We start from the raw sequence: 25686 nt of genomic DNA, 5'->3' as shown, positions 1-25686 counted from the left end.
AGGGGGTCAGTTGGCGATCCTTATCGCAATGCTTCGCGCCGGGCGCAAGTGCGGGCGACGAGCCCCGCCGCGGCCAGCGTTACAATATAAACCGGCTCAAATCGCGGTTCTTGGCGAGGTCGCCGATGTGTTTCTCGACATAGGGGCCGTCGATGACGATTTTCTCGCCGTTGCGATCGGAGGCGGTGAAGCTCACATCGTCCAAAACCCGCTCCATCACCGTCTGCAGCCGGCGGGCGCCGATGTTTTCGACCGACGTATTGACCTCGACCGCCACCTTGGCGATGGCCTCCACCGCGCTCGGGGCAAATTCCAGCTCCACGCCCTCGGTGCCGAGAAGCGCGACATATTGCTTGGTGAGGCAGGCTTCGGTTTCGGTCAAAATCCTGCGGAAGTCGTCTTCGTTGAGCGAGGCGAGCTCGACGCGGATCGGCAGGCGTCCCTGCAGCTCCGGCAGCAGATCGGACGGCTTCGCCACATGGAACGCGCCCGAGGCGATGAAGAGCACATGGTCGGTCTTGACCGAGCCGTGTTTGGTGGTGACCGTGGTGCCTTCGATCAGGGGCAGAAGGTCGCGCTGCACCCCCTCGCGCGAGACGTCGGCGCCGCCGCGTCCCTCGCGCGCGCAGATCTTGTCCATTTCGTCGATGAAGACGATGCCGTTGTTCTCGACGTCCTGGATCGCTTCGCGCACGCTCTCTTCCTGGTCGATGAGCTTTTCGCTCTCTTCCGAGACCAGCGGACCGATCGCGTCCTTGACATGCAGGCGGCGCGACTTCGGCCTTCCCTGGAAGGCCTTGCCGAATATGTCGCCGATCGAGAAGGCGGTCACGCTGCCGGGCATGTTCGGCATTTCGAACACCGGGCCGCTGGGGCCGGCGGAGGCGATCTCGATCTCGATTTCCTTGTCGTCGAGCTCGCCGGCGCGGAATCTCTTGCGGAAGCTTTCTCGCGTTTGCGGCGAGGCGGCGGGACCGACCAGCGCGTCGAGCACGCGCTCCTCGGCCGCGAGCTGCGCGCGCGCCTCGACGCCCTTGCGGCGACGCTCCTTGACGAGGCTTATCGCCACTTCCACGAGGTCGCGGACGATCTGCTCGACGTCGCGCCCGACATAGCCGACCTCGGTGAATTTGGTGGCTTCCACCTTGAGGAAGGGAGCGTCTGCGAGTCGCGCCAGCCTGCGCGCGATTTCGGTCTTGCCGCAGCCGGTGGGCCCGATCATGAGGATGTTCTTGGGCAGGACTTCCTCGCGCATCTGCCCTTCGAGCCGCAGTCGGCGCCAGCGGTTGCGCAGGGCGATGGCGACGGCGCGCTTGGCTTCCTTTTGGCCGACGATAAAGCGATCGAGTTCCGAGACGATCTCGCGCGGCGAGAAATCGGCCATTGTCTTCATCCTTCAAAAACGCGCGGGCGGCCCGACAAGAGCGGACCAGCGCTAGATCGTCTCCACGACCACATTGTGATTGGTGTAAACGCAGATGTCGGCGGCGATGTTCATGGCGCGGCGGGCGATGGCCTCGGCGTCATGGCTGCTGTCGATCATGGCTTTGGCGGCCGCGAGCGCATAATTGCCGCCCGAGCCGATCGCCGCGACCGACCCGCCTTCATGGGGCTCCGGCTCCAGCACGTCTCCCGAGCCGGTGAGCACCAGGCCGACTTCCTTGTCGGCCACCAGCATCATGGCTTCGAGGCGCCGCAGATAGCGATCCATGCGCCAATCCTTGGCGAGTTCGACGCAGGCCCTCGTGAGCTGGCCGGGATATTGTTCGAGCTTGCTTTCCAGCCGCTCGAAAAGAGTGAAGGCGTCCGCCGTGGCGCCCGCGAATCCCGCGATGACGTCGCCCTTGCCGAGGCGCCGCACTTTCTTGGCGTTGCCCTTCATGATCGTCTGGCCGAGGCTGACCTGCCCGTCGCCGGCGATGACCGTCTTTCCCGCCTTCTTCACCATGACGATGGTGGTGGCGTGCCAGCCGGAGGATATTTGGGGTCGATTATTTTCCATTCGCGCCTCGCGAGGGGCCGGTCCGAACTGCGGATGTAGGGGTTGTCCGCCTGTCGAGCAAGAGCAATGTCGGGCGCCCGACCGGCGAAACCATTCCGCCTGCGCGGACGCCGCAGAGGACCCTCATATGGTTGAAATGCTCAAAAATGAGGCTAATTTCCGAGAATATCCGACGAGCTTGCGTTTTTTGCGCTCCCTTTCTGTTCGGCCGAGCGCGAATATTCAGAAAGGCGAAGTCGATCAATGTGCTATTCTCTCGCAGCAAGCGTAAATGCAGGAATCGCCCTTTCGGTCATCGGCGCGGCGACCGTGCGCAAGGCCCGCCTGAACGATCCACGAATGCTGGGTTTTGCGGTCTTCCCGCTGGTTTTCTCGGCGCATCAGTTCGTCGAGGGCGTCGTCTGGTGGTCTTTGGAGCGGCCTTTCGCGGGCGAGGAGTTCTATCGCTATTTTTATACGATCATCGCTTTTCTGGTCTGGCCGGTCTTGACGCCTTTCGCAGCGACGATGGCCGAGGCCGACCCGCGGCGCCGGAAGATCTGGGCGGCGATGACCGGCTGCGGCGTCCTTCTCGCCCTCTATCTTGCGGTCAGGCTGGCGGACGCCGATGGAATCGACGTCAGCGTCGTGAAGCATTCGCTGGCTTACGACCCCCAGTTCGAGCGGCCGCCGCTGATCGTGGATATCCTCTATCTGGGCCTGACCGTGGTCCCGCTGATCGGCGCCGACAATCGCGCGTTGAAACTGTTCGGCGCGACGGTGCTGGGCGCCTTCATTTATGCGCTGATACAGAACAGGGCGGCGTGGTATTCGCTGTGGTGCATGTCGGCGGCGATCTTCAGCCTCATCGTTTCTTTCGCGATCAAGGACGTCGCCAAATCCGACTATGAAAAGGTCGGTGCGCAGGCAGACTCCTGAGGGTCGCGCGCCGCCCCATTCTCTGCCTCGCGCCCGGGGCAGTCCGTCCCGCCTGAAAACGCCGAAGGTTATTTATTCTGTAATTTGAACGCGACCCCATTGCCCCCGGTTCCGCCGAACAAGGTTACGCCATACAGCGCGCCGCTGGTGTCAAAAACCAATCTGGCGTTGGGCATTTCGCCGTCGCCGCCATGGAAACTGTACAGGATCGTCTTGTCCCACTGAAGCTGCGGGGGATGCGGATAGGTTGGCGGAGCAAGCTTGAACACGGTCCCGCACCCTACCGCCCCGCAGGATTGAGACGATGTCGCGCCTCCTTCAACTGTCAGGCCGTAAAGGGACCCGCTCGTATCTAAGATCAAAGGGCTTGAAGGGGTGAGGCCATCCTTCCAGCTGTTGAAGTTGTACAGTACGGTTTCGGTCCACTGGCGCTCGCCGGGAGGGGGCGGCGTCAGCTTGAAGACCGTCCCGCCGCTGGCGAAACCGCCGGCGACCATCTCGGGTTGGGTGACTCCATAAAGCGCGCCGTCCCTGCCAAAAATGAGGCTTTGGTTAGGGTAAACGCCGTCGCGTCCGCCTTGAAAGCAGTGAATTACCGTTTCCGTCCATTGGCTTTGACCGGGAGACGGCGGCGTCAGCTTGAAAACGGTTCCGCAGCCCCTTTGGCAATGGGTCCCCGTCCCGCCGTACCAGGTTGTGCCGTAGAGGGCGCCGTCGGTGCCGAGGATCAGACCGGAGGCCGGCTGGCCTCCGTCCGCCCCGCCGGTGAAGGTGTAAAGCGTCGTCAAAGTCCATTTGGTCTCTCCGGCCGTCGGCGGCGCCAGCCTGAACACCGTGCCATTGAGATACGGGGCTACTCCTGTAACCGCGGTTGTGCCGTAGAGGGCGCCGTCGGCGCCGAAGATCGGGCCAGCGCCCGGGTAGGCTCCATCGGCTCCGTAGGTGAAGCTGTAAAGCGTCGTCTCGGTCCATCGGGTCTGGCCGGGAGGGGGCGGTGCGACGCGGAAGACTGTGCCGTTGCCTTTGCCTCCGACCACCGACATGCCGTAAAGGGCGCCGTCGCTGCCCAGGATCAAATCGCCGTTGGGTTGTTCGGGCTCTCCCCAGAACGAGCCACGAAAGGCGTATAGCGTGTCTCGGTCCAATGGGTTTGACCCTGAGCCGGCGGCGTGAGCTGGAACACCGTGCCGGCGCCGCCGTCGAAGGTCGCGCCATAGAGAACGCCGCCGGGGCCGAAGACCAGGCCGCTCTTTGGATTGCTAAGATAATAGCCGTCGAAATCCCATAGGACGGTCTCGGTTTCCGTCGCGGCGGCGGGCGTGGAGACCGCAGGTCCGATCCCGCAGATCAGGGAGAAAGACTTCCCAACGGCGCGAGCGGCTTTCCTTAGGGAAAATGCAAAAAACGCCATGAAAAAGCCCCCTATCAGCCAACAAAGGCTCAGGCTAGCATTGATCGGGAGCCCGGACAAAGCAGTCCGGTTGTTGTCCACCCACCACGCGCATTACCTGATCTTCTACCGGATCGGGGACGAGACCGTCGACGTAATCCATATGCTTCATGGGGGCTGCGAATTAAGAGCCTTTGCTATTCCTTCAGGGCTGAAACGGAACGGTCGCGCGCTTTCCGTTCAGGCGGCCGGAAATCGCGCGGGGTCGAGAAGCCTAAAGCGCATTTTTAATCGCAAAAGCATATCAACTTGCGACAATGCGTTTCGTCGACGGACTGCCTCCTGTCCCCAACCCTCAGGTATCGCCATGAGCCTTTTCTTCGGCGAGTTCGCCTCGTCGCTAGCCGCTGCGGGCGTCTTTATGCTTCTGCTGCTTTCGGCGGGCGGGCTGTTCGCGCGGTTTTTCCGCTTTCCCGGCTATGACGACGCCAGCGTCCCGGAGCGCCATGGGATTGCGCTGCTCTGCGCCCTGGCGGTTCTGCCCATCCTGTTCGACTTCGCCGGCCGCGTCTCTCCGAAAGCCATTCCAATTCTCGCGGCGCTGGCTATCGCAGCGGGTCTTCCTCAGCTGGCGCGCAGCGGCTGTCCGTTGCCGAAAACGCGCCGGGCGCTTTGGCTGGCGGGCGGCGCCGCCTGGGTCGTCGTCGCCCTCTCGTTCGTCGTCGACTGCCCGGACGGGGCCAGCGGTGTCGCGCACAGCATCACGGCGCTGGATTACGTCAAGCACAGCGAGACGACCTGGGCGATTGCGCAAACCGGCGCGCCGCCGGTCAACCCCACCTATTATTCGGAGGAAGGCCGCGCCGCCTATTATTACTTCTTCTACACGCTCACGGCCGCCGTCGCCGCGCTCTCGGGCTGGTTTTTCGGCGCCGAGCCGCGCCACGCCGCCTACGCCGCCGCCGCGGTTGCGGGCTTTGCGCTGCTCGCGCTGATGAATCTGCTGTGGTCGCGTGCGCGTCTCGACGAAGCCGCGGGCGCTTCGAGCGAGGCGCCGCGCCCCGGACTGCTGATCGCCGCACTGCTGCTGACCTCGGGGCCCGACATATTGTTCGTGCTGGCGAAAGGCGTGTTCACGGGCCAATGGCCGTATATCCCCGAATCCTGGTCCCAGCGCGTCACCTCCTGGTTCGACAGCGCGCTCTGGGTGCCGCATCACGTCTGCGCCCTGGGCGTGGCTTTCATCGGCCTGCTGGCGCTCGCGGGCTCGGCGCCCGCCGACCGGCGCCGGGTGTTTTTCGCCGGCCTTGCTTTCGCCTCCATGGCGGGAATGTCGGTCTATGTCGCCATGGCCGCGGCGCTGACGGCGTTTTTCTGGCTGTGCGCGCTGGCGCTGTCGCGCCGCTACCTCGATGCCCTGCGGCTGGTCGCGGCGGGCGGGATATCGGCGATTCTCGCCACACCCTGGCTGCTCACGATCGTCGGGCGCGTTTCGCCGGATCACAAGACGGCGATCGCCTTCGGCATCCGCAACGCCGACATGGTGGATATTTCGACCGGCGCGCCCGCCCTCGACGTCGTGGTGCGGCTTTGGGCGATGATGGCGATTTATTGCGCCAATTTCGGCATCTTCATCGTCGGCGCCTATCTGTTCTGGAAAAAGGCCGGCCGCAAGGGACTGCAGGGAGACGCCGCCCTGCTGCTGGTCTGCGGCGCCGCGGCGTCCTTTTTGCTCGGGTCCTTCTTGCAATCGGTCATTCTGGACAACGATCTCGGCTGGCGGGTCGTGCTGTTCGCGCAGGCCGCGACGCTGCTCTGGACCGTTTCCGCCGTGCGCGCGGGCGCGCTAGATCTGCGCTCTCCCCTCATGGCCGGCCTGCTGTGGCTCGGTTACGCCAGCGTCGCCTATGGCGCGCTGCAGATGCGCGTCGGGGCCTGGCGGCTGTGGCCGGCCGAGGAACGCGCCGTGGCGCTCGACGAAAAAAGCGCCTGGGATTGGGTCAACGCCAACACGCCGGAAGACGCCGTGGTTCAGGCGCGGCCGGATCATATTCGCGCCTATGAGTTCGGGCTCTATTCAAGACGCCGCGCCGCCGTCGCCGACATTCATGTCGGCCAGCTTTTCGGCGTCCAGGAGCAGGCCGTGAAAACGCGCGTCGCCGAGCTGCTGCCCATCTTCGACAATAAGGCGCTCGGCCCCGAGGAGGTCGACGCGCTCGCCGCGCGCTACGGCGTCAAGGCCATTGTGGTGAACGCAGCCGACCCCACATTCGGCGCGTCCGAAGCCTGGACGCAAAAACGCGAGCCGGCTTTCTCCTCGCCGCGCGCGCGGGTTTACCTGACCAAAGCGGTGCGGCCATGAGCGCCGGCGCCGCGACTCCTCTCAGCGCCGCCATGAACGGCGGCGGCTGGCGCTCCTTCGGCGCCCGGCTGTTCGCGCTCGCGCTGTTCTATGCGGCGGCGCTCGTAATCGGGGCGGCGCTGTTCGTTGCGCTTATGCGCTCCGGCCTCGTCTCCTTCAGCCATATTCTGTTCTACGACGGCATTTACGCCCTGGCGGCGGGCTTCCTGCCCCTGGTCTTCTGCCTCAATCGCTTGAAGAGAATCCGCGCCTTCGGGGCGCTGTCGCAGATGGAGGAGGTCAGCGCGGCGCTGGTCTCCTCGTCGCTGCTGTGCGCCTTTTTCGTGCTCGGCCCGGTGACGGTGGACCGCTCGATCTCGATCTTCATGCTGTCGCGCTTCGCGGCCGCCGAGCAGGGCCTGACCGAGCGGGAGGCGCGCGACCTCTTCGTTTCGCGCTATGTCGACGGGTGGAGCCAGATTTCCCGCCGCCTCAGCGAGCAGGAGCGCTCCGGCAACCTCGCCCACAAGGGCGAGCGCTGGGAGATCACGCCGCAGGGCCGGGGGGTCATGAAGACCTCGCAGGGGCTGGCGGCCATTTTCGCAACCGATCCGAGATTCGTCGGCAAGGAATAGCGGCAGCCGATCGGCTTTCAGCCTCTGGCGTTTTGCCGGGGGCGACGCTACATTGATCATGCGGCGCTGCGGGGTGCGTGTTGGACTTTATTCCCCGGGGCCTTATCGATCTCCAAGGGAGCTGTTCCTGACCTCGCCCGTGGGCTTGGACACACGGCGCCCACCTACGTTGTAGGTTCCCGGGATCGATGTCCCACGGCCCAGGTGGCCCGCACCTTTCTCTCATCTGGCGCATGTTTGCTTAAATGACCGATATAAAAACGAATCTGCGCCGGCACGCTCTCGAAAAACGCGATCTCGTCACGCCTCACGAGGCCCATGAGGCGGCCGCCGCGATTCGCGCCGCCGGGCTCGCGCTGGTGGAGGCGCTTTCGAAGGGCGAAAAACCCGTCGTTTCGGTCTATTGGCCGATCCGTAGCGAGATCAACACGCGGCTTCTGATCGATGCGCTCTGCGACCGCGGCGTCGCGGTGGCGCTGCCGGTCATGAGCGCCGTGCGCGAGCCCCTCGTGTTCCGCAGTTTTTCGCCCGGAGACGATCTGGCCAAAGGGCCTTTCGGCCTTTCGGAGCCCTCGGCGGACAAGCCTGGCGTCGATCCCGCGATCGTCTTCGCGCCTTTGGCCGCTTTCGACCGCAAAGGCTTCAGGATGGGCTATGGCGGCGGCATCTACGACGCCACTTTCGCGTCCCTGCGCAAAAGGCGCAGCGTAACGGCGGTCGGCCTCGCCTATGCGGTGCAGGAGGCGGACGCCATCCCCATCGAGCCGCACGACCAGAAACTCGACTACATCATCACCGAGCGCGAAACCATTCGCTGCTGCTGAGCCGGGAGCCTTCGTCTTGCAGTTTGGCGCGCCGATTGCTTCCGCCCTGTCAGGTTCGCCTCCGCACAGCCGGAGCGCACACTCTGGCGGAAGGAAGCAGTCGATGGACGAACGTGTCGTCGCCGAATACAAAAAGCGCAAACAGCCGATCAATCTCGCGATCGTTTACGTCGATCCGGAGGCTTTCGTCTCCAGTTTCCTGGGCTGGCTCGAAATCACCCATTATGTGACCGCGCTGAAGGCGGGCGAGGCTGCGGTCTCCGACGACGGGGCGCCGCCGAAACTGTCGCCGCAGGAACTCAAGGGCGGCGTGGCGACCAAATACGCCAGGGACGCCGTATTCGCCTTCTGCATGACCGCCGCGCTCAGCGGCGACAAGCCGGCGGTCGAAAAAATCGAGACCGGCCTGAAGGAAAGCCTGGGCGAGGACTTTCCGGGCTCGGTGGCGCTGTGGCCGTTTCGCTCCACCAGCGACGAGCCGGCGACGCTCGAAGACGCGGTGGGTCAGGCGGGCAGGAAGATGCTGGCCGGCGATCCGCTGCCCCCGCCCATGCGCGCCAAGGAAAACTGGATGACGGGGCTGCGCTTCTTCGAGAAGGCGCGAGACTCGAATTTTTCCAGCGAGATCATGTTTCCTCTGGCGAAATGGCATCGCGAGCGCTGGAACGAGACCGCGGAAAAGGGCGTCGCCTTTCTTCATCACATCGAGGACAATGTGCCGATCCTGCGCGAGGCGCTGGCCGAAACCCGCAACGATCCGCCTTTCATCGCCAATCTGCTGCTGAAATCGGCTCCAGGGGTGGATGTGGAGCTGACCGACGAAACCGCGGGATTTTTGCGGTCGCTGGCGCGGCGGAATTAGGTGAGCGGAAAAGCCCCCAAGCCGGCACAGCATTGCATGAGTCCCGCAGGCCAAAAGGTTGAAATTGGCCTGCGATAATAATGCAGCCTCAACCCTCCCCGTTGCGGCTATCGAATTCACACATCTCGAAAATTCGCCAGTATGGTCATGACCGGGCTTGTCCCGGTCATCCACGCCGAGCAGCAGCGAAATCTTCGGAGTGGGCCTTCAATCCGCGGGGTTCCCGGGTTTTTGCGTAATCAACGCCTGATGAGGAACCAGACGATCGCTTCATCTGAGGAGCGACGCGCAATTCCGCGAGAAACCCCAATGTCCCGGCGTGGATGGCCGGGACAAGCCCGGCCAGGACGGCCTCCAGGAGAGGTGTGACTCCCTCAGCCGTCAAGGGAAGGGATTGGGCCCTTCGCCCGATCGCCCTGGGCCGGAGGCCCCACATCATGGCGTTTCGGACTCTCTGAGCCCCGACGCTCAACTCTTCCCGCTGACCCCTGCGCTCTCGAAGGTCGCCATGCCGCGGTGGCAGGCGAGGGCGCCCTTGACGACGCCGATCGCCATCGCAGCGCCGGAACCCTCGCCGAGCCTCATGTCGAGATCGAGCAAGGGCTTCTTGCCGAGGCGCCGCAAAACCTCGCGATGGCCGCCTTCCGGCGAGACATGGCCGGCGATGCAATGAGCGATGGCGTTTTCGTCCATCGCGTGCAGCAGCGCGGCGGCCGAGCAGGCCACGAATCCGTCGAGCACGACCGGAATGCGGTTGAGCCTTGCGGCGAGAATCGCGCCCATCATGCCGGCGATTTCGCGCCCGCCGAGGCGGCGCAGGATTTCCAGCGGGTCGGAAAGATGCGGGCCGTGCAGGGCGAGCGCCGAATCGATGACGGCGTTCTTGCGGGCGAGGCCTTCATCGTCGACGCCGGTTCCGCGCCCGGTCCATTTGGAGGCCGGGCCGCCGTAAAGCGCGGCGTATATGGCCGCGGCGGAAGTGGTGTTGCCGATGCCCATCTCGCCGGGGGCGAGAAGATCGATCCCGCCGTCGATCGCCTCCATGCCATAGGCCAGCGTCGCGGCCGCGGCGTTCTCCTCCATCGCGGGGCCTTCGCTGAAATCCCCGGTGGGATGTTCCAGCGCGAGCTCGAAAACCTTCAGCCCGACGCCGAAGCTCTTGCAGATCTGGTTGATCGCGGCGCCGCCGGCGGTGAAATTATCCAGCATCTGCTGGGTGACGCTGGGCGGAAAGGCCGACACGCCCTTGGCGACGACGCCGTGGTTGGCCGCAAAGACGGCGACCAGCGGCCCGTCTATGGTCGGCTCGGCCTTGCCCTGCCATGCCGCCAGCCATTCGACGATTTCCTCGAGCCGCCCCAGAGCGCCCGGCGGCTTGGTCAATTGCGCGTCCCGCGCACGCACGGCCGCGAGGCTTTTTGCGCAAGGCGCCGGCAGATTGGCGAACAGCAGGCGGATTTCTTCAAAAGGTCGGATGTCTTTGGGCATGGGCTCGCTGAGCGGATGGGTCGCGGGAATGAGGTTACACACGGGGCCGCGGCGATGAATCACAGGGATTCCGCATGATTGGTGCGCGTCATAGCGACCGCGAGCGGCAGCGAAGCGGGAAGCGATCCAGAGCCGCGCCAGCCCTCCTGGATCGCCGCGGAGCTTACGCTCCTCGCGATGACGGCGCGGCCTGATTCATCTTCAGTATCAGCTAATCGAGCCTGTCCCCCAGCAAAAACTCCATGGCGCGGTCGAGCCTGATATGGGGCAGGGGCAGCGCCTCGCTGTCCTTGGCCAATTGGGCGACGGGCGGGCGGAATTTGAGGAAGCGGAAGTCCGCCTCCTCTTCGGCGACCGCCAGCGCGTCGCCGCGGAAGACGAGGCGGGGATCGGCCGGCAGTTCGCCCGGAAAAATGGCGCCCTCGGCCACGCCGTCGAAGGCGTCGAGGCCGATCCGCTCGCCCGCTATGGGCGTGCCGACGATGGCGCTGAGCATTTCGTCCTCATGCCGCACCATGGCTTCGCGCGTCGCGCGCACGGCGGCGAGGGCGATGACGTCGATTTTGGCGCCGACGCCTTCGGCCCGCTTGATCGCGCGCGAAGTCAGGAGGCGCAGAATTCCCTCCAGCCGGTCGTGGCTGGTGTGGTGGAGATGGTCGGCTTTGGTCGCGGCGAACAGGATCTTGTCGATCTTGGGCCGGAAAATGGCGGAGAACAGGCTCGATCTTCCGGTGCGGAAGGCGGTGAGCACTTCGGTCAGCGCGGTTTCGAGGTCGCGCACCGCCGCAGGCCCCGAATTCAGCGCGGCCAGAGTGTCGACCAGCACGATCTGGCGGTCGAGACGGGCGAAGTGATCGCGGAAGAAGGGCTTTACGATCTGGGCCTTATAGGCCTCGTAGCGCCGCTCCATTTCCGCGGCGAGGCTGCGGCGGGGCAGTTCGGCCCCTTCTTCCACCGCAAGAGGCGCGAAAGTGAGCATGGGAGAGCCTTCGAGGTCTCCCGGCATCAGGAAGCGCCCGGGGGGAAGCGTGGAGAGTGCGTAGCGGTCGGTCTTGGCGTGACGCAGATATTGGGTGAAGAGCGAGGCGAGGCGCTGGGCGGTCGGCTCGTCGATGCGGGCCAGCGGGTCGACCAGCGCATTGGCGCCGCGCCAGTCGGCGGCGATCGAGGCGCGGGCGGCGGCGCTCGAAGCCTCGAGCGTCTCGCGGGACCACTCGGCGTAGGATTTGCCGAGCAGCGGCAGATCGAGCAGCCACTCGCCGGGATAATCCACGATGTCGATGTCGAGGCGCCCGGGGCCGGAGCGCGCGAACATAGAGGCCCCCTTGCGCTTGTATTCCAGGGTGACGCGCAGTTCCGAAATGCGCCTCGTCGAGTGGGGCCAATGCCGATCCAGTCCGGTGAGCGCGCCGAGATGTTCCTCATAGGCGAAGCGCGGGACGTTGTAGTCGGGCTGCGGATCGAGATAGGCGCTTTCCAGCCGCCCCTCGGAGAGCACGCGAAACACCGGCAGATTGGTCTGCCGGCCGGTTCCGGCCGCCAGCGCGCGCGTGAGCTGATGCACCAGCGCCGTGATGAACACGGTCTTGCCGGAGCGCGAGAGGCCCGTGACGCCGAGCCGCAATCTTCCGCCCGAGATGTAATCGGCGAAGCTTTCCGCGGCTACGCGGGTTTCGAACAGGAGATCAGAGAACTGCGACACGGCATTCCGTAAATTGGCTGGCGGCGCATAGCTCATACCCTCATGCGCGCCTTTTGGGTAGCGCCGCGCATGAGGCCCGCGCGGGCGGACGGAGCGTCTCCGCCGCCGCGACGCCCCTCGTTACCGCTCCTCACCGCCGCGCGTGGCGGGCGCCGTAAAGGAAATAGACCACGAGGCCGATGCCGGTCCAACCGATGAGGCTGATCCAGGTCAGCAGCGGCAGGAAGGCCATCAGGCCCAGGCAGGACAGAATGCCGAGGATCGGCAGCCACGGTATGCCGGGGGCCCGGAAAGGCCGGGGCAGTTCGGGGCTGGTGCGGCGCAGATGCAGGACCGCGCCGCAGACCAGGGCGAAAGCCGCGAGAGTCCCGATATTGACCAGCTTGCCCAGCACTTCGATCGGCAGCAGGCCGGCGATGAGCGCTGTGAGCACGCCGACCAGAACCTGACTGATCGCCGGGGTGCGCCAGCTGTCGTGGAGCCTTGCGAAAAGCGGCGGCAGCAGCCCGTCCTGGGCCATGGCGTAGAATACGCGGGTCTGGCCGAAGAGAAGCACCAGCATGGCGGTGGTGAGGCCGGCGAGGGCGCCGAATTTCACCATCCAGGAGAGCCAGGCCACGCCGGTCCGGTCCATGGCGACGGCGATGGGATCGGGAACCCCGAGCTCCTTGAAGGGCACGATTCCGGTCGCGACGGCCGCGACTGCAATATAAAGAATGGTGCAGATGATCAGAGAGCCGAGAATGCCGATCGGCACGTCGCGCTGGGGCGTATGGGCCTCCTGCGCCGCGGTCGAGACCGCGTCGAAGCCGATGTAGGCGAAGAACACCACCGAGGCGCCGGTGACGACGCCGCTCCAGCCGAAATGGCCGAATTCGCCGGTGTTCTCCGGAACCAGCGGAATCCAGTTGGCGGGGTTCACATGGGCGACGCCGAACACGATGACGGCGAGGACGACGCAAACCTTGATCGCCACGATGACATTGTTGAAGCGCGAGGATTCCCTGGTCCCGAAGGCGAGGATGCCGGTGAGCAGCAGAATGATCGTCGCAGCGGGGACGTTGAACAGTCCCGGCGTGGTTTGGCCATGGCCCGAAGGCTCGGCGAAATAGGCGGTCATCAGCGCGGCCGGAGGATGAATGCCGAAACCCGCGAGAGTATCGGCTAAATAGCCGGCCCAGCCCACGGCGATCGTCGCGGCGCCCGCGCCATATTCAAGCACCAGGTCCCAGCCGATGATCCAGGCGAAAATCTCGCCCAGCGTGGCGTAAGTGTAGGTATAGGTGCTGCCCGACACGGGGATCAGCGAGGCGAGCTCGGCGTAGCATAGGGCGACGAAGGCGCAGGCGAGGCCCGACAACATGAAGGAAATCATCACGCCCGGACCGGCGTAATGAGCCGCGGCGGTGCCCGTCAGCACGAAAATGCCCGCGCCGATGATGCCGCCGATGCCGAGCGCCATCAGCGAGGCCCAGCCAAGCGCCCGCTTGAGGCCGTGCCGCTCGCCTTCATTGGCGGCCAGGAGGGCTTCGACGGATTTTCGGGTGAGGTAAATATGCGTCGTCGATTGCTCCGCCAAGGCGCCGTCCTCTTCCATGATCGCGGATATCGCCGCGACGAGCTGCAACGGGCGGCGATTATGGTTGCGGCGCAAAAAGAAACAAGAAGATTCGGCGAAACCGAAGGCCGGCGATGCGACTCTGCTTTGGTCTCATTTACGGCGCCGCGGCGGGATAGATCCCGCCCGGCTCAATTCTTCTCCTTTACGGGTAAATGATGAAAAAAACTGGCTGCGCCGCATTGGCGGCGATGCTGTCGCTCGGCTGCGCAACCGGCGCCTTCGGGCAATGGGCCGGCTGCCCCAACAAGCCTTCGCCTCATGAGCGGGCGAGCGCGATCGACACCGCCTACGCCTTCGATCCGTCCGATCCGGGGGCCGGCAGGTTTTTGCGGAAGGCGCGGGAAAAGGGCGTAAGGACAGTCATTCGCTATTACGATTGGGCCCATCGGCCCGGCGAGGCTCCGGTCGATCTCGACGACGGCAAATGGGAGCAGGCCGAGTCGATCTGCCAGAAGATCTACACGCCCAAGCGCTGCGGCGGCGCTCTCTCCGCGGAGGAAAGACGCCGCATTCCTCCGGAGCGCTGCGTCAAGACGCTGAGTCCCGCCGAGCGCGATCTGATTTTCTCTCAGGGACTCGAAATTCTGGTCGTGTTCCAGCACTTCAACGAATGCGTGGAGACCTGGCTGGACGAGCGCCGCGCGGCCTATGACGCGAGGCGCGCTCTCGAACTCGCGCGCTCGCTTGCGCAACCGGCTGGAACGGCGATCTATTTTGGGGTCGACGGCGCCGACGAAAAATTCCGCGAGCGGGGCGAAGCCGACCATGGCATGGCTCACATCGCTCGATATTTCAGGACGATTGGCGATTACCTGAAGCCGGCGGGTTACAAGGTGGGCGTTTACGGCAGCGGATACGCCTGCCGGGCGATCAAGGACGAATCGGGTCTTGCCGATTACTGCTGGCTCTCGCAATCCAGCCGCCATTCCGAATCCGCGAGCTACGCCGGCGAGGGGCGATGGACCCTCAAACAATGCCTCTCCACCCCGGCGTATAGCAATCTCGGCGGCGAGAAGCACGAGGTCGACCCCAATGTCGTGAACCCGGGGGTCGAAGATTTCGGCCAGTGGAAACCGGTCGTCGAGGGCGAAGCCCGGTCAGCCGACGGCGCGCTCCGCCTCGCTGCGCCGGACGTCGCCGGGCGGGACGGGCAGGGGCGCGAAGGGCTGCTCGACCGCCGTGATGAAGCCGCCCCCTAGCACGCGGGCCTCGTCGGCCGGACCGTCGTAGAAGACGCATGCCTGACCCGGCGAAACCCCGAATTCCCCTTCGGCGAAGACGACGGCGGCCTGGTTCGCCCCGCGTGCGACCAGCCGCGCTTGCACCGGCGGCCGGGTCGAGCGGACCCTCGCGTAAATGTCGAGGCCTTTGGGCGGCAGGTCCTCGAAGCGCCCCGGCCCGATCCAGTTGACGTCGCGCAGGCCCACCGCCCGCGTCTCCAGGGCGTCCCGCGGGCCGACGACGACCTGGGCGCGGGGGGCGTCGATTCGCACCACGAAAAGGGGCTCGCCGGCGCTGCCGGCCTGAGCGGCGCCGAGGCCGAGCCCGCGGCGCTGGCCGACGGTGAAATTGATGACCCCGGCATGGCGTCCCAGCACCCGGCCGTCGATATGGACGATCTCGCCCGGGACGACAGCGCCCGGAGCCAGCTTTTCCACGACGTCGGTGTAATGGCCGGACGGCACGAAGCAGATGTCCTGGCTGTCCGGCTTGTCGGCGACCTCGAGGCCGAACTGGCGCGCGAGTTCGCGAACCTCGGTCTTGGGGTAGTCCCCCAAGGGAAAGCGCAGCATTTTCAATTGTTCTGCAGTGGTTGCAAAAAGGAAATAGCTCTGGTCCCGCGCCGCGTCGCGCGCCCGGAACAGCGCTCGCCCGCCTTCGCCGTCGTCGCGGGAAGAGATGTAATGCCCCGTCGCCAGCACGTCGGCGCCTAGATCGCGCGCGGTGTCGAAAAGATCGGTGAATTTGATGAACTGGTTGCAGGCGACGCAGGGGACCGGAGTCTCGCCGCTGGCGTAGCTCGCCGCAAATCCGTCGATCACCTTCTCCCGGAACTGCGCCTCGTAGTCCAGCACGTAGTGAGGAATGCCGAGGCGAGCCGCGGCTTGGCGCGCGTCTTGTATGTCCTGGCCGGCGCAGCAGGCCCCTTTGCGGTGCGTGGCCTCGCCGTGATCGTATAGCTGGAGGGTAACGCCGATGACGTCATAACCCTGGCTTTTGAGCAGCGCGGCGACGACGCTGGAGTCGACGCCGCCGGACATCGCCACGACGACGCGCGTATCGGCCGGGCGCTTGCCGGCGACCAGAGGCGCGTGGTCGGGTGAAAGGAGCGTCATTCGCGAACAACCGTGGGTGGACAGCGGCGGACGGCCCATGCCGGGCTCTTCCGCGCCGCTTCGATCCACTATCTAGCGCATTTTGCGATTTTGGCGCAATTGCTACAAGATTTACCATCGTCTGGCCAACTCGACCGAAATCGCCGGGTCATCGTTTCGTCGTATTGTTCGCGCGGCGCCCGGCTGCTATGAGGCCGCAGGTCGAGTTATCCAGGTTCAAGGGTCGAGAACGATTAATGGCGGCGATGAAGCTAATCGCAGGCAATTCCAACAAAGCGCTCGCGGAGGCGATCGCGGCGCATTTGCATGTCCCGCTCTGCCGGGCGGTGGTCCGCCGCTTCGCGGATGAGGAAATCTGGGTCGAGGTGCTGGAGAATGTGCGGGGACAGGATGTTTTCGTCATCCAGTCCACCTCCTTCCCCGCCAACGACCACCTGATGGAGCTGCTCATCATGATCGACGCTTTGCGCCGCGCTTCCGCGCGACGCATAACGGCGGTGATTCCCTATTTCGGCTACGCCCGGCAGGACCGCAAGCAAGGGCCGCGCACGCCGATCTCGGCCAAGCTCGTCTCCAACCTCATCACGAGGGCTGGGGCCGACCGCGTCCTCACGGTCGACCTTCACGCAGGCCAGCTGCAGGGCTTCTTCGACATACCGACGGACAATCTCTTCGCTGCGCCGGTGATGGTCGCGGACATCAAGGCCCATTCCAAGCTCAAGAACGTGATGGTGGTTTCGCCGGACACCGGAGGCGTCGTGCGCGCGCGGGCTCTCGCCAAGCGGATCGACGCGCCTCTGGCCATCGTCGACAAACGGCGCGAGAGAGCCGGCGAATCCGAAGTCATGAACATCATCGGCGACGTCCGGGACCATAATTGCATCCTGATCGACGACATCGTCGATTCGGGCGGAACGCTGTGCAACGCCGCCGAGGCGCTGCTGGCGGCCGGGGCGCATTCGGCCTCCGCCTACATCACCCATGGCGTGCTGTCCGGCAAAGCGGCCGAGCGAATCTCGAAATCGAAGCTGCTCGAGCTGGTCATCACCGACACCATCAAGCCGACGCCGGAGGTCGAGGCGGCGCACAACATCAGGGTCATCCCGATCGGTCATCTGATCGGCGAGGCGATCGCCCGCACAGCCAAGGAAGAAAGCGTCTCCAGCCTGTTCGATTAGGCTGCGGGACGTCGTGCGGCCGTTGCTTTCCCCGAACGCCCGCAATACGGTTTCCGGCGGAGCGGTTTTGGGGGCGGCCAGGTCGAGTAAGCCGATCCCCTGGCCCTGTGAGGCGCCCGCGCAGCGGGTGCATCGAAGGTGCGGTCCGCCGGGCGTCGCAAGCGCATTTCGCAAGAGTTGACAGGCTTTTGCGATAAGAACGCGCTCCAATTCTGGATTTGGAGCTATTTCTCATCGACCGGATGATTCCCTCCGGTCGGAAAACGCTCTCGATCATGGTTCGAGGCTTTTGCGTTCCGCTAAGAAGCGCCTCGCCGCGAGGCCGTCGGGCCGGCCTCGCGGCGCGAAAGATCAAACGGAACACGACTAAAATGCGCGAACCGGTCCCACACCGTTTCAATCTCGCCCGCTATTGCCTCGCGGAAAACGCGCGCAACAGCCCCGACAAGGCCGCGCTCGCCATCATAGGCGACGACAGCGTCCTGCGCTGGACCTACGGCGAACTCGACGAAAAGGTGCGCCGGCTCGCGGCCGGCTTCGTGTCGCTGGGCCTCCCGCCCAAGGCGCGGATCATGATTCGCATGGGCAACGAGGCCGACGCGGCGCTGGCCTATTTCGCCGCGATAGCCGCCGGCTATGTGGCGCTGCTGGCCTCGTCGCAGCTCACCTTCGAGGAGGCCGATTTTCTGCGCGGCGACTGCGAAGCCTCGGCGCTGGTCCTCGGAGCGGCCTTCGCTCATGAGGCCTATGAATCCGAGAGCCTGCAGGTCCTCTCGCCCCCGGATCTGGAGAGTTTGCAGAAGACCGCGCCTCTCGCCGATTACGCCGACACCGGCGCGGACGATCCCGCCTATATGGTCTACACCTCCGGCACCACCAGCCGGCCGAAGGGCGTCATGCACGCCCATCGCGCGGCGTGGGCGCGGCGGGTCATGTATCCGCACTGGATGGGGCTCGGGCCTGGCGATGTAATGCTCCACGCCGGCGCGATCAACTGGACCTATACGCTCGGCGTCGGGGTCGTCGACCCGCTGGCCTGCGGCGCCCAGGCGGTGCTCTACAACGGCCGCCCGGACCCGGCGGTCTGGCCTCGCCTGATCAAGGCTTGCGGCGCGACCATCTTCGCGGCGGTTCCCGGCGTTTATCGCCAGATCCTCAAATATGCGGCGGACGCGGCGCAGGACATTGCGAGCCTCAGGCACGGGCTTTCGGCGGGAGCCGCCCTCACGCCCGATCTGCTGTCGCAATGGCGCAGCCACACCGGCAAGGAGATTTTCGAAGCCTATGGGATGAGCGAAATCTCCACCTTCGTCTCCAGCGGCCCCACCACTCCGGTGCGGCCCGGTTCGCCGGGCCGGCCGCAGCCGGGGCGCCGCATCGCGGCGCTTCCTCGCGAGGGCGGGGATACGCCTTTGCCGGCGGGGGAGGTCGGCCTGATGGCGGTGCATCGGGACGAACCGGGACTGATGATCGGCTATTGGAAGCGCCCGGCCGAGGAGCAGGAGGCGATTCGCGGGGAATGGTTCATCTCCGGCGACCTCGTGGAAATCGACGCCGACGGCTATGTCTGGCTGCATGGGCGCGCCGATGAGGTGATGAACGCCGGCGGCTATCGCGTCTCGCCGGCCGAAGTCGAGCGCTGCCTGCTCGAGCACCCCTGCATTATCGAGGCGGCGGTCGCGGAGAGACCCGGCCGCGACGCCGGAACGACCATCATCAAGGCCTATGTGGTGGCGCGCGAAGGATATGAGCTGACGGAGGCCGAGATCCTCGGGCACTGCGCGCAGCATCTCGCGAGCTACAAGCGCCCGCGGGCGGCGGCCGTGCTGGAGGCCCTGCCGCGCAACGCCAACGGCAAGCTCGTGCGCGGCGCCTTGAACTGAGAACCTCATTTTCCGTGGGGCGTCCGCCCGGGGGGGCCGGGCGGCGCCGGATCGAACTCGAGCCCGTCAGTTGTTGCGGAAAGCGCCGCCGTCGCCGTCGCCCGGATTTTTCGCCGCGCCTTTCTTTCGGCCCGGACGCTGCCTCTCGCCGCCTTCGTCTCCGTTCACGGTCCCCTTCATATTGGGCGAAGGCTTGAAGACCACGACGATCCTGGGTTCGATCGGCACTTTGGCGCCGGTGCGCGGGTTGCGCCCCTCGCGTTCGCCTTTGCTGCGCACGACAAATGAGCCGAAATCATGCAGCTTGACGGTTTCGCCCCGGCATAGGGCGACGGTCATCTCCTCGATTACCGAGTCGACGAGTTTTTTGGCCTCGCGTTTCGACAGGCCCGGGCATCGCTCTGATATGGTCTCGGCGATGTCATGGCGGGTGAGCGTGCCCTGAATCTTCTCAGGCTCGTCGTATCCCGCAGCGGAGCCAGCCGCGTGAAGGGAGGTGTATTCGCTCAGGAACATTGATTTACGCTCTATCATTTTGCTGTTTCCCGCTCCCTTCCCCCCAAGACCGGCAGGTCCGCGGAGATGGTCGCTAAGCCGAAACTGCGCCATCGCTTTCCGGGGCGAAAGTGCTTTTAGTCACGAATATGAAATGACTTTCGCCAGGGCTGCGTTCTGGCGCCGCACAACATCGAGGACCATCCCCGGGCAAAAGCTTTCGATTATAGTAAAAATTTAATTACTACATCGACTTACGGTCAGCCCGGGCGCCGATATGCGCATCGGCTCCGCACGTTAACCAAAGATTCGTGTTTCCACCTTGGGGCGCCTTTGGTAGAGAAAGCCCGTTGCATCAATCGGTTGGCTGTCGCCGCAGCGGCGCCTTTGAGCGTGATTCAAAGCGCCCGATCAGCGCGCTCCTCGCTCGGACGGAATCGTTCGAGCGCCGAGAAATCGCGCCGATTCAATAAATTGGAGCGCATTTTCATCGCAAGAGACTCTCGACTTTTGCGGACGATGGGCTCCCGCGCGTAGGGCTCGAGATTGTTCGAGCGAAAAAATCGCGCCAGATCGACGAGTTGGAGCGCAGGCCCGGCCTTTATCGTTTGCGTTCTCGCGTAGTTTGCAACTGGTTTTCAGGAGTTGAAAAATGTCTGAGTTCGGAAACGGAACCGGAGCAGAAGCCTCGGGCGCAACGGGAAATGTTGCGCCTGCTCACGATCCGATGGAGCAGGTTCGGGAGCTGTTGTTCGGCGAGTCGAAGCGGTCGACCGAACAGAACCTTCAGGCGCTGGACGAAAAACTGGAGGCGATGCGGGCCGATCTGCTGGCGCGCCTGTCGGCGCTCGAAAATCAGTTGATTCAGCTCGCCCGCGACACCGAGGACAATCGCGCGGCTTCGATACACGCGGTCGGCTCCGCCATCGCGCAGCTCGGAGCCACGGTTCAAAATCTGAGCGCTCAGCGCAAGGGCGGCTGAAATGGCCGGCGACGAAGCAGAAAGCGAAAGCTTCGACCGGTTGAAATCCCTCATTATCGGGGACGACTTCCGCCGCCTGGGCGAAATCGAGCAGGAGCTGCGCCGGGTCGACGGCTATGTGGGCGACAGGTCGCGACTCGAGGCGGCCACGGCGGAGATTCTGGTCGACGCCCTGCGCAGGGCGGAAGTCTCGCGTCACAAGGAGCTCGCGGGCGTCATCGCTCCCTTGATCGTGGCGGCGATCCGCAGCGAGATCAGGAACTCCAAAGACATGATGGTCGAGGCGCTTTACCCGATCACGGGGCGCCTCGTCACCGCCGCGGTGGCCAACGCCTTCGCCGAGCTCATCGAATCGCTGAACCGCCGCATCGACGACATGGTGTCGACCAATGTCTGGCGGCTGCGTTTGCGCGCGCTGATGACGGGGCGCTCGATGGCCGAGGTGGCGCTGGCGGAGGCCGAGAAGGTGGCTCGTCTCAGGCGCGCCCTGCTGCTGGAGCGCGGCAGCGGGCGCGTGTTGACGGCATGGCCGACGGCCGCCGCCGAATCCGGCGAACAGAACGAGCTGACGAGCGGCCTCATCGCCGCCATCACGGAGTTCGCGGCCACGGTCTACGCAGACAGGGGCGGCGAGCTGCGAATGCTCGATCTCGGCGCCAACCATGTCTTTCTGCGCGCTTCGGCGCGGCTTATCGTGGCGGCCGAGTTTTCGGGCGAGTTGTCGAAAGCGTTCGAGCGCCAGCTCGATGCGGTTTTTTTGGCGATCGTCGAGCTTCAGGAAAAAAACGGCGAAGCGATCGATGGCCAGACGCTCGCCGACGGTCTCGGCGAGGCGCTGAAAACCCAGTCGGCCAAGCCTTCGAGCAAAACTCCGCTGAAGATCGTCGCCGCCGGCGTGGCGATCCTGGCCGCCTTTGCGGTCTACAAGCCCGCATTGCGGGCCTTGCGCGACCATCGCATCGAAACCGCCTACGCCGCCGCCCATGCCGCGGAGCCTTCTCTGGCCCAATATCCCCTGCGGCTCGAAGTGGACCATGAAAAACAGCGGGTGATGCTGCGCGGGCTCGCCGCCGACGAAGACGGCCCTCAGCGAATCATCAGCAAAATCGCGCCGGCGGCCGAACCCTATCGGGTCGAGCGCGACGTGGCGGCGCTGGCGACGGCCGCGGCTCTAGGTTCTTTGAGGCAGGAGCTGGAACAGTCGCAGGCCACGCTACGGCGCATGGAACAGCAGGCCGAGGCTCCGGGGACGCAGCTCAATCGCCTGATCGAGCATTTCGCCGTGTTCTTCAACCGACAGGACAATCTCGCCGATCCCGCCGCCGTCAATCCCCGTCTCGACGAGCTCGCCGATCTGATCAAGAAGGCGGGCGTCAACCTTCGCATCGTGGGTTACGCCGATCCGGTCACCGGCTCGCAGGCCAGAAACGCGACCGTCTCCCGCCAGCGCGCGGAAAAGGTCGCCGCCATGCTGGTCGAACGGGGGGTGCCGCGGTCGCGACTCGCGGTTCTTTCGCGCTCCACGCTCGAGCCTCTCGCCGATTGGAGCCTCAACCCCAACCGAAGCCGGCGCGTCGTATTCGAGCGGCCGTTCGAAGGCGAATTCGACATCCGATGATATCGGCGAAAGTCATGCTTCTGGGCGATATCGGGGTCGGGAAAACCTCCCTGGCGCGTCGTTGCGTGTTCAATAAATTCGAAAGCGACTACAAAACCACGATCGGCGTCGACGTTCTCACCCACGACATCGGCCTCGGGCCGGACTGCGGCGGGGAAACGCTGCGGCTGGTGCTGTGGGACACCGACGGCGATTTCGGCGACAGGATCTTCGACACAGTTTATGTGGCGGGAGCTTCGGGCGCGATCGTGGTCGCGGACGCTTCCCGTCCGAGCACGATCGTAAAGGCGGCTTCGCTGGCGCAGAGGTTCGAAGAGCGGTTTCCCGGCCGCCCCGCGATCGTCATCGTCAACAAGGTCGATATTGCGCCCCCGCCGGGCGATCTCGGGCCCGCCGCCGGCTTTGCAGGGGATGTGCTCTACTCCAGCGCCAAGACCGGCGAAGGCGTGGCGGAGCTGTTTCAAAGACTGGGCGCGGCCATCTGGCGGCGGGCGTCGTAGCATATCAGCTCTCTTGCTGAAGCTCTGCGACAAGAAACGTCGAGGTCGGACTTGGCGGTCGGGAAGCCGACGGACCAAGGAGGAGGGCGTCGGCGCGGCGTTGACGCTTGCGCCTTTTGCTTCCCTAATAACGCGATACTTACGTTTTTGGGGCCCAATCCATGATTCGATCTGGTTTTCGATTTTGCTGCTGTTTGTCGCTTGTTTCCATAGGCGCTGGAACAAGTCCCCGGCTGTGGCCCAAATCTGGGCGTCGCCACCGCTTACCGAAGCGACGCTTTACGCCTTTTCAGGCGGGCTCGATGCAAGCGAGCCGCAAAATGTAACGTTGACGATGAGCAGCTCGGGCGAGCTCTATGGCACGGCGCTCCAGGGCGGCGTCCAAGGCTTCGGGGCCGTGTTCAAAATATCGCCTCCCGGTTTGGGGCGATCCAGGTGGACCGAGACCCTGCTGTACAGTTTCGGCGACGGCCTGGATGGCGGATCCCCGATTTCGTCACTGACCTTCGACTCGCAGGGCGCGCTCTACGGCACGACCAACACCGGGGGCGCCAATGGCATGGGCACGGTTTTCAAGCTGAAGCCGCCCGTCACCGCCTCGGGCCAATGGACCCTGACCTCGCTCTACCAATTTGACGGGACCGTGGGCGCCAATGCCGCCGCGGGCGTTATCTTCGACAGCAGCGGCGCTCTTTACGGAACGGCGAGGGGCGGGGGCGCTTCCGGCGGCGGCGCCGTCTTTAAGCTGACGCCTCCCGCTACGCCTTCAGGGCAATGGACCGCGACGGCGATCTACAACTTCACCGGAGGCGCAGACGGGGCCAACCCCCTGTCTCAACTGATCATGGATACGGGCGGCGCGCTCTATGGCTCGACTCAGGCCGGCGGGAGCGGAAACGGCGTCGTGTTCCAGCTCAGGCCTTCCGGCGCGGCATGCGCGCCCAACGCCCCGAATTTTTGGTGCGAGACCGTGCTTTATAGTTTCGGCGGAAGCGACGGGGCGAAGCCGAACGCCGGGGTCGTAATGGATACGAACGGCGCGCTCTTTGGCGCGACGCTCAGAGGCGGAGCCGAGAACGCCGGCGTCGTGTTCCGGTTGAATCCTCCAGTTTCGCCTTCGATGCAGTGGACCGAGAGCGTGCTGCACAGTTTCAGTTACGCGAACGGCGACGACGGCATTTATCCCTACGCTCCCCTGACCCTCATGGGCGGAGCGATTTACGGAACGACTTACGGCGGCGGCAAGAATGGATTCGGCGCGGTCTTTCAGATCAGGCCGGCGGTCTCTCCTTCGGCGCAATGGGTTTACGCCAACCTTTACAGTTTCACCGGAGGGGCCGATGGCGGCTACCCGATGGGCGGCGTGATGTTCGGGGCGCCCGGCTTCGGCTTCGGTCTGGCGGCATTCGGGGTCACCTCATATTACGGCCCCACCAACAACGGCACGGTCTACACATTGGAGTGCGTGAACCAGGTGAAAGAAGTGTTTGGCGGGACGCAGCACAGTGTGTGCGCGCCATAAGCGGGACGCGCCGTCTTGCGGTCGCCGGAGGCTGGAGGCGGGCCGAGTAGAACGGAACTTCCTATTTCCCCGACAGCGCCTTGATCGCGAGCTCGGTGCGGCTGCGCAAATGCAGCTTGGCGAGAATCGCGCTCACGTGATTCTTCACCGTGCCTTCCGCAAGACGAAGCTCTTTTGCGATCTCGCGGTTGCCTTTGCCCGCAGCCACCCCCGCCAGCACTTCCCTTTCCCTTTCGGTGAGCGGCTCGCGTTCGAGCTGGGCTTCGGCTCTCTCGGGAAATTTGACCCGGCGGAACTCGCCGATGATCTTTTCGGCGATGCGCGGCGAAAGCCGCGGCTCGCCGCGCGCCGCGGCGCGGATAGCCTCCAGGATCTCTTTTTCCTCGGCGTCCTTCAGCAGATAGGCCTTGGCGCCCGCCAGAATGGCCTCGAAGACGAGGTCGTCGGTCTCGAAAGTCGTGAGCATGATGACCTGGGCGTCGGGATTGTCCTGCAGAATCGCGCGGGTGGCCGAGATGCCGTCGAGGCGCGGCATCTTGACGTCCATGAGGACGACATCGGGACGAAAAGCCCGGGCCGCCTGAATCGCCTCCACGCCGTCGGCCGCCTGGGCGACGACCGAAATATCCGGTTCGAGCTCGAGCAGGGCGACGACCGCCTTTCGGATCAAGGGCTGGTCTTCCGCGATCAGCAGGCGGATCTGTTGTCGCTCGATCAATCGACGAGTTTCCATCGGGCTCGCGCAAACGTTTTTCGGACGAGCTAAACCAATCCTGCCTGACTGCAAGATGAACGGCGCAGACAGGCTCTGTTCAGACAGCAGACTGTAGGCTTCTCATTATCGCCGGGACGAACAAAGGCTTCAAGCGCCCGGCCGATCGATCGGTTTCGAGTTTGCGAGCGCTCCTTCGGCTTGCCCCGAGATTGCTCGCAAGCCCCGTCGCCTTCCGCTCCCCGCCCTCACGGCGACGGGCGGCCTTCCGGATCTCCCTCCGGAAGGCCGTTTTTTTTTCACAGCGGCTTGAGGCTCAGCGCCTTGCCTTCCTTGACGTCGCGGCGCCAGATTCCGTCGTCCTGGCGCTCGAAATGGGTCTTGTGGCCTTTGCGCGCGGTCAGGGCCAGTCGCCCCCGCTCGAGGCTCCACGAGACGGGATCGAAAATCACCATCCCATTGTCCCGGCAGGCGGGCGCGAGCTGCGCCTTGAAGCCGCCGGCGCGGGGCTGCGTGTCCAGCGTGAGCATGCAGCCGGTGTCTTTGTCCTCGGCGCGGAGGATGGAGTAGCGCCCGGCTGCGCCGTTTGCGCGCGATTCCATCGCGCTCGCGTTCGTCGGCGCGAGGGCCGCGACAGCCGCCAGGAAACAGAGCTTTCGTGCAAGGGCAGGCGTGAA

At 64.7% G+C, this 25686-nt stretch carries 23 protein-coding genes and 1 other RNA gene; 13 read left to right on the top strand and 11 right to left on the bottom strand.

The features are described 5' to 3' along the window. Positions 1–79: 79 nt before the first annotated feature. Together hslU and hslV are read right to left on the bottom strand one after the other, a co-directional pair. Entirely contained in the window at positions 80–1384 is a 1305-nt protein-coding gene (gene hslU / locus H2LOC_RS11765) for an ATP-dependent protease ATPase subunit HslU (RefSeq protein WP_136496568.1), read from the bottom strand. Positions 1385–1435: 51 nt separating this feature from the next. Beyond that, positions 1436–2002 (bottom strand): ATP-dependent protease subunit HslV, encoded by a 567-nt coding sequence (gene hslV / locus H2LOC_RS11760; RefSeq protein WP_136496567.1) that lies wholly within the window; start codon positions 2000–2002, stop codon positions 1436–1438. A 243-nt stretch (positions 2003–2245) separates the two neighbouring features. Here hslV and H2LOC_RS11755 point away from each other — a divergent pair, with 243 nt between their 5' ends. Beyond that, positions 2246–2920: a DUF6629 family protein gene (locus H2LOC_RS11755; RefSeq protein ID WP_136496566.1), complete on the top strand. Its 675-nt coding sequence runs from the start codon at positions 2246–2248 to the stop codon at positions 2918–2920. 68 nt (positions 2921–2988) lie between these two features. On the opposite strand, the gene H2LOC_RS11750 is transcribed toward H2LOC_RS11755, so the two are convergent. Further along, positions 2989–4065 (bottom strand): choice-of-anchor tandem repeat GloVer-containing protein, encoded by a 1077-nt coding sequence (locus tag H2LOC_RS11750; protein WP_136496565.1) that lies wholly within the window; start codon positions 4063–4065, stop codon positions 2989–2991. Then, positions 3993–4331 (bottom strand): hypothetical protein, encoded by a 339-nt coding sequence (locus H2LOC_RS11745; protein WP_136496564.1) that lies wholly within the window; start codon positions 4329–4331, stop codon positions 3993–3995. Before H2LOC_RS11745 ends, H2LOC_RS11750 begins: the two co-directional genes overlap by 73 nt. A 346-nt stretch (positions 4332–4677) precedes the next feature. Between H2LOC_RS11745 and H2LOC_RS11740 the strand changes: the two genes are divergently transcribed. From H2LOC_RS11740 to H2LOC_RS11720, 5 genes are all read left to right on the top strand, one after another. Continuing rightward, on the top strand, positions 4678–6672 hold the full coding sequence (locus H2LOC_RS11740; RefSeq protein ID WP_136496563.1) for a hypothetical protein: 1995 nt from the start codon (positions 4678–4680) through the stop codon (positions 6670–6672). Continuing rightward, positions 6669–7286: a hypothetical protein gene (locus H2LOC_RS11735; protein ID WP_246206807.1), complete on the top strand. Its 618-nt coding sequence runs from the start codon at positions 6669–6671 to the stop codon at positions 7284–7286. Before H2LOC_RS11740 ends, H2LOC_RS11735 begins: the two co-directional genes overlap by 4 nt. Before the next feature lie 60 nt (positions 7287–7346). After that, positions 7347–7500, top strand: a non-coding RNA gene (ssrS, locus tag H2LOC_RS11730) — 6S RNA. Between the two features lie 31 nt (positions 7501–7531). Further along, the gene (locus H2LOC_RS11725) at positions 7532–8110 is read left to right on the top strand and encodes a 5-formyltetrahydrofolate cyclo-ligase (protein ID WP_136496562.1); all 579 of its coding nucleotides are present in this window, start codon (positions 7532–7534) and stop codon (positions 8108–8110) included. Positions 8111–8213: 103 nt separating this feature from the next. After that, a complete protein-coding gene (locus H2LOC_RS11720; RefSeq protein ID WP_136496561.1) occupies positions 8214–8972 on the top strand; it encodes a hypothetical protein in 759 nt (252 codons plus the stop codon). A 468-nt stretch (positions 8973–9440) separates the two neighbouring features. On the opposite strand, the gene cobT is transcribed toward H2LOC_RS11720, so the two are convergent. The 3 genes from cobT to H2LOC_RS11705 form a co-directional block, all read right to left on the bottom strand. Then, positions 9441–10460: a nicotinate-nucleotide--dimethylbenzimidazole phosphoribosyltransferase gene (gene cobT / locus H2LOC_RS11715; protein ID WP_136496560.1), complete on the bottom strand. Its 1020-nt coding sequence runs from the start codon at positions 10458–10460 to the stop codon at positions 9441–9443. A gap of 211 nt (positions 10461–10671) precedes the next feature. After that, entirely contained in the window at positions 10672–12162 is a 1491-nt protein-coding gene (locus H2LOC_RS11710) for a YcjX family GTP-binding protein (RefSeq protein ID WP_136496559.1), read from the bottom strand. 130 nt (positions 12163–12292) lie between these two features. Next, positions 12293–13759, bottom strand: coding sequence for an amino acid permease (locus H2LOC_RS11705; protein WP_136496558.1), 1467 nt, complete (start codon positions 13757–13759; stop codon positions 12293–12295). Positions 13760–13935: 176 nt separating this feature from the next. On the opposite strand from H2LOC_RS11705, the gene H2LOC_RS11700 reads away from it, so the two are divergent. Continuing rightward, the gene (locus H2LOC_RS11700; RefSeq protein WP_136496557.1) at positions 13936–14982 is read left to right on the top strand and encodes a glycoside hydrolase domain-containing protein; all 1047 of its coding nucleotides are present in this window, start codon (positions 13936–13938) and stop codon (positions 14980–14982) included. Here H2LOC_RS11700 and mnmA read toward each other — a convergent pair. Beyond that, positions 14881–16119: a tRNA 2-thiouridine(34) synthase MnmA gene (gene mnmA / locus H2LOC_RS11695; RefSeq protein WP_136496556.1), complete on the bottom strand. Its 1239-nt coding sequence runs from the start codon at positions 16117–16119 to the stop codon at positions 14881–14883. The genes H2LOC_RS11700 and mnmA overlap by 102 nt on opposite strands. A 245-nt stretch (positions 16120–16364) precedes the next feature. Between mnmA and H2LOC_RS11690 the strand changes: the two genes are divergently transcribed. Further along, positions 16365–17297 (top strand): ribose-phosphate pyrophosphokinase, encoded by a 933-nt coding sequence (locus H2LOC_RS11690; RefSeq protein WP_425487298.1) that lies wholly within the window; start codon positions 16365–16367, stop codon positions 17295–17297. Positions 17298–17668: 371 nt separating this feature from the next. Next, entirely contained in the window at positions 17669–19180 is a 1512-nt protein-coding gene (locus tag H2LOC_RS11685; protein ID WP_136496554.1) for an acetate--CoA ligase, read from the top strand. 66 nt (positions 19181–19246) lie between these two features. On the opposite strand, the gene H2LOC_RS11680 is transcribed toward H2LOC_RS11685, so the two are convergent. Further along, positions 19247–19714, bottom strand: a complete 468-nt coding sequence (locus tag H2LOC_RS11680) for an HU family DNA-binding protein (protein WP_136496553.1) — start codon at positions 19712–19714, stop codon at positions 19247–19249. 613 nt (positions 19715–20327) lie between these two features. Between H2LOC_RS11680 and H2LOC_RS11675 the strand changes: the two genes are divergently transcribed. The 4 genes from H2LOC_RS11675 (at position 20328) to H2LOC_RS11660 (ending at position 24297) form a co-directional block, all read left to right on the top strand. Continuing rightward, positions 20328–20657, top strand: a complete 330-nt coding sequence (locus tag H2LOC_RS11675; protein WP_136496552.1) for a hypothetical protein — start codon at positions 20328–20330, stop codon at positions 20655–20657. 1 nt (position 20658) lies between these two features. After that, positions 20659–22275 (top strand): OmpA family protein, encoded by a 1617-nt coding sequence (locus H2LOC_RS11670; RefSeq protein WP_136496551.1) that lies wholly within the window; start codon positions 20659–20661, stop codon positions 22273–22275. A 14-nt stretch (positions 22276–22289) separates the two neighbouring features. Further along, positions 22290–22775, top strand: a complete 486-nt coding sequence (locus H2LOC_RS11665) for a Rab family GTPase (protein WP_246206806.1) — start codon at positions 22290–22292, stop codon at positions 22773–22775. Positions 22776–23109: 334 nt separating this feature from the next. Further along, positions 23110–24297: a choice-of-anchor tandem repeat GloVer-containing protein gene (locus tag H2LOC_RS11660; protein WP_154331639.1), complete on the top strand. Its 1188-nt coding sequence runs from the start codon at positions 23110–23112 to the stop codon at positions 24295–24297. 61 nt (positions 24298–24358) lie between these two features. Here H2LOC_RS11660 and H2LOC_RS11655 read toward each other — a convergent pair whose 3' ends face one another. Further along, complete coding sequence (locus H2LOC_RS11655) at positions 24359–25015, bottom strand: response regulator (RefSeq protein ID WP_246206805.1); 657 nt, start codon at positions 25013–25015, stop codon at positions 24359–24361. Positions 25016–25308: 293 nt separating this feature from the next. Then, entirely contained in the window at positions 25309–25611 is a 303-nt protein-coding gene (locus tag H2LOC_RS11650) for an AprI/Inh family metalloprotease inhibitor (RefSeq protein ID WP_154331638.1), read from the bottom strand. Positions 25612–25686 lie beyond the last annotated feature (75 nt).

Source organism: Methylocystis heyeri (assembly GCF_004802635.2).
Classification (GTDB): domain Bacteria; phylum Pseudomonadota; class Alphaproteobacteria; order Rhizobiales; family Beijerinckiaceae; genus Methylocystis; species Methylocystis heyeri.
Note: the sequence above shows the minus strand (reverse complement) of the source record. Positions and strands in the feature narration are given on the sequence as shown.